The following is a 12,278-nucleotide window of genomic DNA, read 5'->3' as shown; positions in this document are numbered from 1 at the left end:
TTTTATACATAATATGTTTATTGCAATTAATGGCAACGCCGACTTTCATGGTCACCCCTAATTTAAACGTCGAACAATTGCGCGAAGCTGCCGGTGAAGCCACCTCCATGCTGCGTGTCATGTCCAACGAAGATCGCCTTTTGCTGCTGTGCCAGCTTACGCAAGGAGAGGCCTGCGTGAGCGACCTGGAAAAATTAGTCGGAATCCGTCAGCCCACGCTGTCGCAGCAATTGGGCATCCTTCGTACCGAAAAAATTGTTTCAACAAGGCGCGAGGGGAAAAAAATCTTTTACCAACTTAGCGACCCGCGGGCGGTCTCTGTACTGGCAACGCTGTATGGTTTGTACTGCCCTGCGTCAACGCCGTCGGCCTCGTGATAACAACGCTCAAACTCTTCATGGCTACCTCTGATCGAACTCTTCCGTCCGCTAACCGGCACCCACGCTTTCACGTGATAGCAGCCGTTCCTTTGCTGGCCGCCTTCATGCTCGGGACCCTAGCGCCGCAGGCGCGCGCAGCCGGTCCCGCCCCAGCGGCCCCAGCCAGCACGTATGTGGTGGCCTATCGCAATGTTCCCGATGTAATCAGCTCCGAGGGCGTCGTTGAGGCCGTTCGTCAATCGACGCTTGCAGCGCAAATAGCGGGACAGATAGTCGAACTCAGGGTCAAGGTCGGCGATCGTGTGAAAGCTGGCCAGGTTCTGCTGCGTATTGATCCGCGCGCCGCCGAGCAAGTGGTGTCTGGCAGCCAAAGTCAGCTCGCGGAAGCGCAGGCCGGACTGACGAATGCGTTGCGCAGTTTTGAGCGCAGCAAACAATTGTTTGCGCAAAAATTCATTAGCAAGGCGGGACTGGATCAGGCCGAATTGGACTACAAGGCAGCCCAGGCTCGCGTTGGTTCGCTGCAGGCCAACGCAGGACAGGCAAGCACCGCCAAAACGTTTACGACCATCACCGCGCCTTACGCTGGCGTGATTGCCGCCACGCCGATCGAGGTGGGCGACATGGCAACCCCAGGCCGCCCGCTCGTCACTGTATTCGACCCCGACAGCATGCGCGTCATTGCTACGCTCTCGCAGTCCAGTCTGCGCGACGTACAACTGCAAATGCCGGTCCAGATTGAAGTACCTGCCTTGAAACGTAGCTTGACCGCGAAACAGGTCACACTCGTTCCGCTCGCTGACAGCCGCACCCACACCGCCAAGCTTCGGCTTGAATTGGGCGATGCTGCAGGCCTGTTACCAGGACAATTTGCGCGGGTCTACTTCGCTACCGGCGTGGCGCGCAAGCTGGTCATTCCAAATAGCGCCGTGCTGCGCCGCAGCGAGGTCACGGCGGTGTATGTGCAACGTGGAGGCGGACAGGCCCAATTACGGCAAATTCGCGTCGGCGATCTATCCGGCGACGGCTATATCGAAGTACTTTCGGGTTTACGCGAGGGCGAGCGTATTGCGCAGGATCCCGTCAAGGCCGGCCTTTTATCAGGCAGCCTCAAAAGCACCCCAGCGCTCCGCCAAGAATAGATGACACGCTTTTTTAGGTTCAATATCTGGAGGTAATATGTCTCATATCGTTATCCTAGGTGCAGGCATCGGCGGCATGCCGATGGCCTATGAAATGAAACCACTGCTTCGTTCCGGCGACAGCATCACGGTGGTATCGAACACCGACACGTTCCACTTCGTGCCTTCCAATCCTTGGGTCGCAGTCAACTGGCGTACTCGCGACGCGATTGAATTCAAAGTGGCGCCTTACCTGGAGCGCCAGGGCATTGCGTTCGATGGTGCCGGTGCGAAGCGGGTCCATCCCGAGAAAAATATGGTCGAACTCGGTGATGGCCGGATGATTGACTATGATTTTCTGGTGATCGCTACCGGACCGAAACTCGCTTTTGATGAAATTGAAGGCCTGGGACCTAACGGGTACACACAATCGGTCTGCCATGTAGATCATGCGACGACCGCAGGACAGGCCTGGAGCAAATTCATAGCAGCACCGGGTCCGGTCGTAGTCGGCGCAGCCCAGGGCGCGTCATGCTTTGGTCCCGCCTACGAGTTCGCTTTCATCATGGATACCGATTTGCGCAAGCGCAAGATCCGCGATCGCGTACCGATGACGTATGTCACACCTGAGCCCTATATCGGCCACCTCGGCCTCGCAGGCGTCGGCGACTCCAAAACGATGCTGGAATCGGCGATGCGCGAGCGTCATATAAAGTGGATCTGCAATGCCAAAATCCTCAAGGTAGAAGATGGCAAGATGCTGGTTGCCGAGCATGACGAAAACGGTGCCGTGAAGAAACAACACGAGTTGCCGTTCGCTTATTCAATGGTGCTACCCGCCTTTAAGGGCATCGATGCGGTGTTCGGCATTGAGGGCCTGACCAATCCGCGCGGTTTCATTTTGATCGATGAGCATCAGCGTAATCCAAAGTTTAAAAATGTCTATGCGCTAGGCGTTTGCGTGGCCATACCGCCCGTTGAAATCACACCCGTACCGACCGGCGCACCGAAAACCGGCTACATGATCGAATCGATGGTGACCGCCACTGCCCACAATATCCAAGAAGAATTGCAAGGAAGAGAGCCGAGCGCGAAGGCAACTTGGAACGCGATCTGCCTGGCCGATTTTGGTGATAGTGGGATTGCATTTGTCGCCTTGCCGCAAATTCCACCCCGCAATGTGAGCTGGTTCGCGGAGGGAAAATGGGTCCATCTGGCCAAGATTGCTTTTGAAAAATATTTCATGCGCAAGATGAAAAAGGGCACCTCCGAGCCGATTTACGAAAGGTACGTATTGAAGGCACTTGGCATTTTGAAACTCAAGAGCAAATAAGACTATGGGTATTGCCGGTCGCCTCGCGAAATTCTTTCTACACTCGCAACTCACGCCGCTGATTGCATTGGTGGCAATGCTGCTTGGCTTGTTTGCGGTCCTCGTAACCCCACGCGAGGAAGAGCCGCAGATCAACGTCACCATGGCCAGCGTGATGATTCCTTTTCCCGGTGCATCGGCTAAAGATGTCGAGACATTGGTGGCCACACCAGCGGAACAGGTCATCTCCCAGATTCAAGGGCTCGAGCATGTGTATTCGGTATCCAAGCCGGGGATGGCGATCATCACCGCCCAATTCAAGGTCGGGGTTCCACGCACCGAAGCGCTGGTACGGTTGTACGACACGATTCAATCCAACCGCGACTGGCTTCCGCGTGAATTGAATGTTGGCGAGCCGCTCATCAAACCCAAGGGCATAGACGATGTGCCAGTCGTATCGCTCACGCTCTGGACTAAGGACAGCGATCGCGGCGCGTACGAACTGGAGCGCGTCGCGCACGCCATGGAAGCCGAGTTGAAGCGAGTACCCGGCACCCGCGAAGTCGTGACTTTGGGTGGCCCGGGTCGTTTGGTACGCGTGCTGCTGGACATCGACAAGCTCAATGTCTACCACCTGTCTATCAACGATATTCGCCAGACATTATTGGGTGTCAATGCCGCATTGCCAGCGGGTCAGCTTGCTGCAGCCAACACCACGGTAGAAGTCCAGACTGGTAATTTTTTGGCAAGCGCCAAGGAAGTAGGTCAATTGGTCGTGGGGGTGTCCGATAACAACCCAGTGTCCCTATCCGATGTGGCCCGCATCGTGGATGGCCCGGGACAACCTTCAAAATACGTCTGGTTTGGCGTCGGCAAGGCGGCCGCGACTGAAGTCACCACAATGGGCAGCGAATTTCCGGCGGTGACTATCTCAATCACCAAGAAGCCTGGTGAAAACGCGGTGAAAGTCGCGGAGCAGATTACGAGTCGAGTGGCTGAACTGCGCAACACGATCGTGCCCACCGGCGTGGAGGTCAGCGTAACCCGCAACTACGGCGAAACGGCCAACGACAAAGCGGTAAAGCTGATTCAAAAGCTCATTTTTGCGACATCTGCAGTGGTAGTTCTGGTTTTTTTCGCGTTGGGTATGCGGGAAGCCGCCATTGTCGGTATTGCCGTGGTGCTAACTCTGGCCGCGACCCTGTTTGCATCGTGGGCCTGGGGTTTTACGCTTAACCGGGTCAGCCTGTTCGCTTTGATTTTCTCAATCGGTATCCTGGTCGACGATGCGATCGTCGTCGTCGAGAACATTCACCGGCATCGCGAACTCTATCCGGAAAAATCGCTTTCAGACATTATTCCAGCGGCGGTCGATGAGGTGGGAGGGCCCACTATTTTGGCTACCTTTACTGTCATCGCGGCCTTGCTGCCGATGGCGTTCGTCACCGGGCTGATGGGCCCTTACATGAGCCCGATTCCGATCAATGCCAGCATGGGCATGGTGATTTCGCTGGTGATTGCATTTACCGTGACACCTTGGCTGGCGCGTCGGCTTTCCAAATCACAGACTGGCGATAGCGCGCATGCAACGCAAGTTGACAACAAACTGCACCGCTGGTTCAACCGGCTTCTTCTGCCCTTTCTTTCCGATAAAAACGCCGTCCGAAACCGTCGCTGGTTGTGGGCAGGGATCTTGCTGGCGATCCTGCTATCGGTCAGTCTACCGGTCGCTCAGCTAGTCGTGTTGAAGATGCTGCCTTTCGATAACAAATCGGAGTTCCAGGTAGTACTCGATATGCCCGTCGGCACGCCGGTAGAAAATACCGCGGCGGCGTTGCACGAGATGGGCGCCTATCTGGCGACAATCGATGAAGTCACTGATTTTCAGGGGTATGCGGGCACTGCAGCACCGATCAATTTCAATGGATTGGTGCGGCAATACTATCTGCGTCAGGCACCTGAACTGGGCGACTTGCAAGTGAACTTGGTGGACAAGCACAAGCGCTCTCGCAAAAGCCACGAGATCGCAGGTGCGGTGCGGGCCACACTGGAAGAAATTGCAGCCCGGCATGGCGCCAAAGTCAAGGTCGTGGAAGTGCCCCCGGGCCCGCCGGTAATGTCGCCTCTCGTGGCAGAAATCTACGGTCCCGATGAAGCGGGTCGCCACGCCTTGGCCAAGCAGGTGCGGCAAGCGTTCGGCCAGACACCCGATATCATCGGCATTGACGATTCGATCGAAGATAACGCGCAAAAAGTGGTGCTGCGCGTCGATCAGCGCAAAGCAGCGTTGTTGGGCATTCCGGCTACTGACGTAGTGCAGGCAATGCGGGTCGCGCTTAACGGCGAAGACATCACGTCACTACACGACGGCCAATCAAAATACAGCATCCCGGTGCAACTGATCCTGCCGCCAGAAAAGCAGGCTCGGCTGAATACGCTGCTGACGATGACGGTAAAGTCTGGCAGTGGCGACAACGTGCCACTGTCTGAATTGGTGAAAGTGCAGCCAACCACGCGCGAAAAGACGATTTATCACAAGAACATGCTGCCTGTCACCTACGTGATCGGCGACATGGCGGGGAAACTTGATAGTCCCTTGTACGGAATGTTCGAAGTCCGCAGCAAGCTCGGCAATCTGACCGCCGCGCAAGGGGCGCCGCTAGGTGAATATTTTATTAATCAACCTTCCGATCCTTATCGTCAGTTCTCGCTGAAATGGGACGGCGAGTGGCAGATTACTTATGAGACGTTTCGCGATATGGGGCTGGCCTATGCCGTCGGTTTGGTGCTGGTGTACATCCTCGTGGTGGCGCAGTTCGGGTCGTACCTGACGCCGCTGATCATCATGGCGCCGATCCCGCTCACCATCATCGGAGTGATGCCGGGTCATGCGCTGTTAGGCTCGCAATATACGGCTACGTCGATGATCGGCATGATTGCGTTGGCGGGCATTATTGTGCGCAATTCGATCTTATTGGTGGACTTCATCAACCTGCAAGTTGCGCAGGGCATGCCGTTTGTCGAAGCGGTGATTCATTCTGCATCCGCACGCGCGAAACCAATCGTGCTGACGGGACTGGCGGCGATGATCGGCGCGCTCTTTATTCTGGATGACCCAATTTTCAACGGTTTGGCGATTTCGCTGATCTTCGGTATTTTCGTGTCCACCTTGCTGACTCTGGTGGTGATTCCCGTGCTGTATTACGCCGCGAATCGAAAGAAATTTTCTTAACTTTTACTGATTTTCAAAAGGATTGACTATGACTACTGATCGCATGGTTCGCATGTTTGCAGGAATTTTTATTCTTATTTCTTTGGGATTGGGCGTGCCCGAAAGCCCCCTCTTCCTGACTAAATATTTTTTGTGGTTTACGGTTTTCGTGGGCGCCAATCTTTTGCAGAGCAGCTTTACACAGTTTTGTCCGCTGGAAATTTTATTGAAAAAAGCGGGTGTGCGCGACCGATAAACTGTTGTTCGAGAACTGATGGGTATGACTGACGAACAAAAACTTTTAAAGGAAAATGATCATGGCTGACATGGTAAGCGTCACGGTGACTCAGAAGCAGGACTACCAGTTTCTAGTGGAATTCGGAGACGGGATGCCCGGTTTACTTGCCGACGAGCCAGCACCGCTGGGAAAGGGCGAAGGTCCCGCACCGACCCATATGCTCTTGGCTGCAGTAGCGAACTGCCTGTCGGCAAGCTTGTTTTTCTCGTTGCAGAAGTTTAAGCAGGACGCTGGTGGCATCACGACCAAGGCGACTTGTAGCGTGGAGAGAAATGAAAGCAACCGGCTGCGTATTCAACAGATCGATGTCGAAATTCAGCTTGGAAAAGAAACTGTAAAGCTAACGCATCTAGACCGTGTACTTGGGCAGTTTGAAGATTTCTGCACTGTCACGCAAAGTGTTCAGGCGGGGATTCCCGTCAAGATATCCGTCAAGGATAGCAATGGAGTCCGTCTGGACAGCCCTCACTTGGCCTAAACGCCTCAAATCAAGTCAGCGCCTTGCTTGCCAGCGCAGTACTGCATTCAATTTTGAGCTTGAGAGGCCAACCGCGCCAAGAACCTTCCCCAAAGTGCCAAAATTGCTTTTGATCCAGATAGGCGCGGAAATTCAAATTCGATCAAGACGAAAGCTATGCTTAAGCGAGGAGAGTTCCAGGCGCATGCTCCCCTAAGGCCAACTGCTCTGCTACTTCGGTGCCGATGAACGCACCGCCCCCGCCGACCTTGCGAAGGGCCTGAACCAGGTGCTCCGGCGCGCATTCTTTGGCAAGGTAGCCGCTCGCACCGGACTTCATGGCACACACTGCATACTGAAGCTCTTGGTGCATGCTAAGTACAAGGATGCGCAGGTTAGGCTTCTCGCGGTGCGCGAGCTTGATAAGCTCCATGCCACTGCAACCAGGCATCGACAAGTCCAGCAACAGCACGTCGAAATCGGATTCACGCACGCGCCGCATCACTTCGACTCCGTCAACGGCCTCACCCACCACCTCCATGTCGTTGGCTGAAGCAACGATGCGCTTGAGACCCTCCCTGACCACAGCGTGGTCATCTGCCATCACAATCCTGATCATTGCGGCGCACCTGCGTTCCGTACAGGAATGGAGACTGCGACGCGAGTGCCAAGACCAGGTGCACTGTCTATAGTCGCGAGCCCTTTGAGCAACTGCGCCCGCTCACGTAAGCCCATCAGGCCGAGCGATTGCGGCTTGCGCGGCGAAGCTGTAGAGAAGCCGCGTCCGTTGTCTTGAACCGCCAGCAAGACAGTGTTCAACACCTTGTCGATGACAACAGAAACCTCAGAAGCATCAGCATGTTTCGCGACGTTGGCTAACGACTCTTGGACGATCCGGAACACCGCAGTCGCGTAAGGTTCCTGCAACTCCAGGCCGTCGTCCACAAAGAGCGTGCAAGCCACGCCACAGCGCCGGTTGAAATTGTTTACCAGCCATTGGACCGCAGGCACCAGTCCCAGATCATCCAGCAACATCGGCCGCAGGTCTGCGGCGATGCGGCGGGTGGCGGTGACCGCGCGGTCAAGCGTCGCTAGCATATCGGTCAGCTTGGCGGCCGCAGCCTCGGGCGCAGCGGCGACATTGTCGCGCACCCAGATCGCATCCATCTTCAGCGCTGTCAATGGCTGCGCAAGCTCGTCGTGCAACTCCCGCGCAACGCGGGCTTTTTCTTCTTCACGGATAGCGTTCGCCGCCGCCCCAAAATCCCTGGGTTCGTCTTGAAATTGGATACTTTCCGTTACGTCTGGCCGCATGAAAGTAAAAAGATTCACTTCGCTTTTTGCTGCCTGAGGAATCGGAGTAGCCCGTAAGAACACCTCGTCTATTTTGCCCGTTCCATAGATCTGGCAACCGGTCAACGGAGCCCCAATTCTTATGAATGAACCCGACTTGATGTCAGACTGAATCCCGTTGTTCATAAAATCCCCCTGAATAAGCCATCTTCCGCAGTCACGAGTTTCGTCTTCACCCGCTTTTTCACTGTGCTTGATTTCAACTGCCCGCATTGTTTTGCGTAAAAGATTTTCTTTTTTTATCTACGCCCACACCGTAATGCAAATTGATACATACAGCCATCTGAATATCTCTAAAAATAGCTCAAAAGTACAAATAACAATATTGGTTACACAATGTGACTACCATTGAAATTCCTATAAATTTACAAAATAAAGCCTTTCGTGCGACCCAAAAGGAGGTCCTGAGGATGTGGTCGCTCTGCGGTGGAAGGCCCGCTGACGAGTGAGCCCACCAATTCCGTCCAAGCAATTCACATCATTGATGGTTCGTTTTTGTCACTTCCATAGACGGTTGCTGTTAGGCTCTAGGTCTTTCCACTCAGCATGTTCGGCCAGCACAAAGCCTGCGAACGGCACTTCACATAAAGAATGACTATCAACCAGGGGGGCCAGCCGTTGACGTTGATCAATACCCAAGTAGAAGGCCCGCCCTAAGCTGAAGTCTTCGCTCAAATCCGGAGAACTTTTCATGTACCAACGAATTCTTGTGGCAACTGACGGCTCTGCCCTTTCGAAAAAAGCCGTTAGTAGCGCGATCGACCTCGCTGCTGCCGTCAGTGCCGATTTGGTCGCGCTTTATGTTGTGCCGCGCTACCCTGTGAGCTATTTTGAAGGCGGCATCCCAATTTCTGTCCAGGACATCGCGCGCACCGAGAAGCAATGGAGCGACAAGGGCCAAGCGGTGGTGGATGCGGTGCAGCAGGCGGCACAAGCCGAAGGCGTCAAGTGCCAGGCCATCGTTGCCCAGTCAGATTTGGTAGCGGAGTCGATCATGGCCGCCGCGAAAAAACATAAGTGCGACCTCGTTGTCATGGCCTCGCACGGCCGCAAAGGCATAAAGCGGGTACTACTAGGCAGCGAAACTCAGCACGTACTAACGCACAGCACCGTGCCAGTACTGGTGTTGCGTTGAATATGATTCCAGAATAGCCAACGGAAGACCCAGACAGCTATCTCCCTAGCCACCACCAACCACAGGACCTGGTTGACAGCGTTAAACGATTCGCCTGCCTCGGTTTTCTGACTTGACTGAAATCGGCCTGCTCGAGTTGGCAGAATACGCAAGAAACATATTGCTCAACTCCAGCGATGCTGCCGCTAACCACAAATCGCGATCGCTTTAATCGATGGTGGTACAAATGCGATCTGCGCCCGTACGGATTTTTTGCATCAGGCTTTGCCGTGGTCCCCAACCGGTTGAGACTTTATTAATCCTAGACCGGGAATAAGCACCTGAGGCTGGTCCCGGATTTCGAGCGCCATTTTTATCTAAGGTCGCCCACTCCATCGGGAGCGCAGAGCCATTGGAATGAAGATGCAGAAATAGAAAATACCGTGGCGGGAACAACGGCTATAGGCCAAGATGCGCATTGTGGTGGTCCTTGAATGGCCCACTGCAATGGCTCACGTGAAAATGACCTTGAAAGACAAAAGGCCCGATAAATCGGGCCTTTTGAAGGTTTGGCGGAGCGGACGGGACAGAAATGCCCAACCCAAAAAACCGTTATAAATCAACGCCGTGAGTAGTAGCGATGTTAAAAAACTTGCTACCAGTAGTGCTACTGGTGGCTACGTCTTAACTTTACCGCAATTAGCGTGATTCCAAAAGGGAGAGCTACTCTGGCCTACGTCTCGGAATGTCCTGCATGTCGGGGACAGTACCGCCCAACTCGGCCAAACGAGCACCAACCATCAAGCGAGCTTGCTTCAAAGCTGCACCATAACGGTCGCCGTTTTCGCGGTCAAGGATACATTCACCGCATGAGGGGCAAAAGTCGCCCGTGATTACCAAGGTTACGCCATTGGCGTCCATTTCTAGGGTGTCGCAGGCGAGTTCAGCACCCCCGCATACCGGGCATTTCATGGCGTTACGCGGTACTTCTCGATGTCGCCGCCTGCTTCTTGTATAGCCTTAATCCAGCCGGGACGCGGACCCTTGCCACCACCCCACGTATTGCCTTGGTCATCCTGATATTTAACGATGGCTGCGGTGGACGGTGGGGCCTTTGCTTTTGCATTTGGCTTTGTGGTATTCAATGCAGATACGCCAAAAAGCTCTATGGCTGTAAATCCGTAATTTGTAATTTCTTGTTTTAGCTCTGCGAGCTTTGGCCCACGGTTTGAGTTGCGAAAACTGGCTAATTTCTCATTGGCTTCTGCGAGTGCAGCCATCGCCTTTTTTTGGTCGGCCTCCAATTTTTCCAACTGTGTCGCGCTATTTTCTGCCATTGTGGTCTCCTATGTGGTGGCCGCAATGTATCACATGGGAACGCAATTAGGAAAAGTCCAATTCAAGGTCGCGTGTAATTGGGGCTATAACGGGTGTTAGCATTAACATAGGCACGGGCATAGCCATAGCGGCTGGGAACATGTAGGCATACGTTTTAGCGCGGTATTCCGCAACTGCAAATGTATAGCGCACAAAGTGCCGAGCCGTTAATTCTTCCGTTGCTTCCGGGGCCGCTTTTAGTGCTTCGACAAGGCGGCATACATTTTTTTTCTTAATTAGTTCAATATCTGCTTTGATGGTCTCATCGCACATTCGTAGTGCCATGCGCTTGACGCTACCGGGTCGGGCCGCCTCATTTCTTGCAGCGCGCAAAATAAATGCCAGTCCCGCACGCTCGCTATTTGGACTGGTGGCAATCATGTGGTGGGATTGTGGATACTCAATAAGCTGCACAGGTGTCACGTCGTTCATAGACGCAGCTTCGGGGTTTTTCCAGTCGCTGGGAGACGGTATGCCCAGCTTGTGGGCCAATTGGCCCACGTTCCATCGGTCGCGCCCTTGAATTGCCTTTGCTGTGCGAATCCAATCCTGTCCCGCCTGCTTGTCTCCGCGTGCGCTTTTGTCCAGCAGCTTAAACAACGTTACAAGGTCGCTTTTACTGTCTGTCTTTGTGTCATGGGCAGCAAGCTCTTTTGCAATGTAGCAGGGAGCAAATTCACCATCTTTTTTGATATCTACGCCACGCTTGGAGCAATGCAAGCCAAACTTGCGCAGGGCTGCTTTCCACTTGGCCAAGGCAATTACACCAAGTGCAGCAATATCCGCACCGGGCATATAGGTAAAAAGGTCGTGCATGTGGATGTGCAAGCCATTGGAGCCTATGGGCGACTCCATAGCACGAATTCGGCCAAAACTACCCACTGCTTTAAAATTACGCCGCATGGTATTAGCAAAAACTTCCAAGGCCCTATAAAAGTTGGCAACGAATGCCGACCAATCGGATTGCCGATGATGATGCGCAGTAAGCGTTAAAAGGCCCGTAACGAGACCATGACACTTTACTTCGGGGAGAAAGACGACGTTAATCCAGTCGCGCATATGTGCAGCTTTTGTACCGGAGCAATATGCGCAAAGATGGGCGTTGCCACATTTCGCCACATCGTGCATTTTTGCGGTATAGCCGCCATTATGTGGTTTAACGGCAATGTACGCGATATCGGGATTGCTGCTATTGTGAGCTTTGGTACGGCGGCATAGCTTTAAGCCGTCTCCTAAAATGTTCTTTCGGGTTAAACGATAATCTTGTGTCAACAAGCGCGCCGCTTGATGTTGCTGTATTGAGATTGCATTGAATTTAGGCATGGGTTGAGTCCGTTTCAGTTGCAAAACTGCTGGATTCAGTACCCTATTAAAACTTGCATTTACTTGACTTTGCAGCGTATTTAGCTACAATTGTTAATGAAAGAGATTGATGCGTAGTTGAGTTACCGTCAGTTTCGAGCAGTTCAAGCTTGTTACTTGTCTTGCTCCAAACAAATTACCTTATAAGGGTACAGAAGTCAAGAATAGCCGGGCGCGTCGCAAGATGTTCTCGGCTTTTTCTTTGCTCAACGCATTTATATAGTTTATAGAAATCCCTCCATGCTTTTATTGTATAAAAAAGCACAAAATCCGCATGCTTAGTGGGCTGGCAG

Annotated in this window: 13 protein-coding genes; 7 read left to right on the top strand and 6 right to left on the bottom strand. The window is 53.4% G+C overall.

The features are described from left to right. Positions 1 to 29 precede the first annotated feature (29 nt). The 6 genes from HHJ16_RS11390 (at position 30) to HHJ16_RS11365 (ending at position 6,800) form a co-directional block, all read left to right on the top strand. Positions 30 to 377: a metalloregulator ArsR/SmtB family transcription factor gene (locus HHJ16_RS11390; protein WP_296900613.1), complete on the top strand. Its 348-nt coding sequence runs from the start codon at positions 30 to 32 to the stop codon at positions 375 to 377. A 20-nt stretch (positions 378 to 397) separates the two neighbouring features. After that, positions 398 to 1,522, top strand: coding sequence for an efflux RND transporter periplasmic adaptor subunit (locus tag HHJ16_RS11385; RefSeq protein WP_296900611.1), 1,125 nt, complete (start codon positions 398 to 400; stop codon positions 1,520 to 1,522). Between the two features lie 37 nt (positions 1,523 to 1,559). Further along, positions 1,560 to 2,834, top strand: coding sequence for an FAD/NAD(P)-binding oxidoreductase (locus HHJ16_RS11380; protein ID WP_296900609.1), 1,275 nt, complete (start codon positions 1,560 to 1,562; stop codon positions 2,832 to 2,834). Positions 2,835 to 2,838: 4 nt separating this feature from the next. After that, complete coding sequence (locus HHJ16_RS11375) at positions 2,839 to 6,045, top strand: efflux RND transporter permease subunit (RefSeq protein WP_296900607.1); 3,207 nt, start codon at positions 2,839 to 2,841, stop codon at positions 6,043 to 6,045. Positions 6,046 to 6,073: 28 nt separating this feature from the next. Next, positions 6,074 to 6,280, top strand: a complete 207-nt coding sequence (locus HHJ16_RS11370) for a DUF2892 domain-containing protein (protein WP_296900605.1) — start codon at positions 6,074 to 6,076, stop codon at positions 6,278 to 6,280. A gap of 61 nt (positions 6,281 to 6,341) precedes the next feature. Then, complete coding sequence (locus HHJ16_RS11365; protein WP_296900603.1) at positions 6,342 to 6,800, top strand: OsmC family protein; 459 nt, start codon at positions 6,342 to 6,344, stop codon at positions 6,798 to 6,800. Positions 6,801 to 6,960: 160 nt separating this feature from the next. Here the strand turns inward: HHJ16_RS11365 and HHJ16_RS11360 are convergent, their stop codons facing one another. From HHJ16_RS11360 to HHJ16_RS11350, 3 genes are all read right to left on the bottom strand, one after another. Next, positions 6,961 to 7,383, bottom strand: a complete 423-nt coding sequence (locus tag HHJ16_RS11360; protein WP_296900601.1) for a response regulator transcription factor — start codon at positions 7,381 to 7,383, stop codon at positions 6,961 to 6,963. A gap of 11 nt (positions 7,384 to 7,394) precedes the next feature. Then, positions 7,395 to 8,258, bottom strand: coding sequence for a sensor histidine kinase (locus tag HHJ16_RS11355; RefSeq protein WP_296900599.1), 864 nt, complete (start codon positions 8,256 to 8,258; stop codon positions 7,395 to 7,397). Between the two features lie 372 nt (positions 8,259 to 8,630). Further along, complete coding sequence (locus tag HHJ16_RS11350) at positions 8,631 to 8,825, bottom strand: hypothetical protein (protein WP_296900597.1); 195 nt, start codon at positions 8,823 to 8,825, stop codon at positions 8,631 to 8,633. Between HHJ16_RS11350 and HHJ16_RS11345 the strand changes: the two genes are divergently transcribed. Continuing rightward, positions 8,824 to 9,267 (top strand): universal stress protein, encoded by a 444-nt coding sequence (locus tag HHJ16_RS11345; protein ID WP_296900595.1) that lies wholly within the window; start codon positions 8,824 to 8,826, stop codon positions 9,265 to 9,267. The two genes, HHJ16_RS11350 and HHJ16_RS11345, sit on opposite strands and share 2 nt — an antisense overlap. 702 nt (positions 9,268 to 9,969) lie before the next feature. On the opposite strand, the gene HHJ16_RS11340 is transcribed toward HHJ16_RS11345, so the two are convergent. The 3 genes from HHJ16_RS11340 to HHJ16_RS11330 are packed head-to-tail and all read right to left on the bottom strand — an operon-like array spanning position 9,970 to position 11,946. Further along, a complete protein-coding gene (locus HHJ16_RS11340; protein WP_296900594.1) occupies positions 9,970 to 10,218 on the bottom strand; it encodes a type II toxin-antitoxin system MqsA family antitoxin in 249 nt (82 codons plus the stop codon). Beyond that, on the bottom strand, positions 10,215 to 10,583 hold the full coding sequence (locus tag HHJ16_RS11335) for an H-NS histone family protein (protein ID WP_296900592.1): 369 nt from the start codon (positions 10,581 to 10,583) through the stop codon (positions 10,215 to 10,217). The genes HHJ16_RS11340 and HHJ16_RS11335 overlap by 4 nt, the downstream gene beginning before the upstream one ends. A gap of 46 nt (positions 10,584 to 10,629) precedes the next feature. Next, positions 10,630 to 11,946: a hypothetical protein gene (locus tag HHJ16_RS11330; protein WP_296900590.1), complete on the bottom strand. Its 1,317-nt coding sequence runs from the start codon at positions 11,944 to 11,946 to the stop codon at positions 10,630 to 10,632. Between the last annotated feature and the right edge of the window lie 332 nt (positions 11,947 to 12,278).

The organism is Polaromonas sp., from assembly GCF_012927485.1.
Taxonomy (GTDB): domain Bacteria; phylum Pseudomonadota; class Gammaproteobacteria; order Burkholderiales; family Burkholderiaceae_C; genus Polaromonas.
The sequence above is the reverse complement of the archived record's forward strand: the minus strand, read 5'-3'. Positions and strand labels throughout refer to the sequence as shown.

Bases quoted from the DNA above. Each gene is read 5' to 3' on its own strand.
- HHJ16_RS11370 (WP_296900605.1), top strand. From the start codon at position 6,074: ATGACTACTGATCGCATGGTTCGCATGTTTGCAGGAATTTTTATTCTT.
- HHJ16_RS11345 (WP_296900595.1), top strand. From the start codon at position 8,824: ATGTACCAACGAATTCTTGTGGCAACTGACGGCTCTGCCCTTTCGAAA.
- HHJ16_RS11335 (WP_296900592.1), bottom strand. From the start codon at position 10,583: ATGGCAGAAAATAGCGCGACACAGTTGGAAAAATTGGAGGCCGACCAA.
- HHJ16_RS11375 (WP_296900607.1), top strand. From the start codon at position 2,839: ATGGGTATTGCCGGTCGCCTCGCGAAATTCTTTCTACACTCGCAACTC.
- HHJ16_RS11365 (WP_296900603.1), top strand. From the start codon at position 6,342: ATGGCTGACATGGTAAGCGTCACGGTGACTCAGAAGCAGGACTACCAG.
- HHJ16_RS11360 (WP_296900601.1), bottom strand. From the start codon at position 7,383: ATGGCAGATGACCACGCTGTGGTCAGGGAGGGTCTCAAGCGCATCGTT.
- HHJ16_RS11385 (WP_296900611.1), top strand. From the start codon at position 398: ATGGCTACCTCTGATCGAACTCTTCCGTCCGCTAACCGGCACCCACGC.
- HHJ16_RS11390 (WP_296900613.1), top strand. From the start codon at position 30: ATGGCAACGCCGACTTTCATGGTCACCCCTAATTTAAACGTCGAACAA.
- HHJ16_RS11355 (WP_296900599.1), bottom strand. From the start codon at position 8,258: ATGAACAACGGGATTCAGTCTGACATCAAGTCGGGTTCATTCATAAGA.
- HHJ16_RS11330 (WP_296900590.1), bottom strand. From the start codon at position 11,946: ATGCCTAAATTCAATGCAATCTCAATACAGCAACATCAAGCGGCGCGC.
- HHJ16_RS11340 (WP_296900594.1), bottom strand. From the start codon at position 10,218: ATGAAATGCCCGGTATGCGGGGGTGCTGAACTCGCCTGCGACACCCTA.
- HHJ16_RS11350 (WP_296900597.1), bottom strand. From the start codon at position 8,825: ATGAAAAGTTCTCCGGATTTGAGCGAAGACTTCAGCTTAGGGCGGGCC.
- HHJ16_RS11380 (WP_296900609.1), top strand. From the start codon at position 1,560: ATGTCTCATATCGTTATCCTAGGTGCAGGCATCGGCGGCATGCCGATG.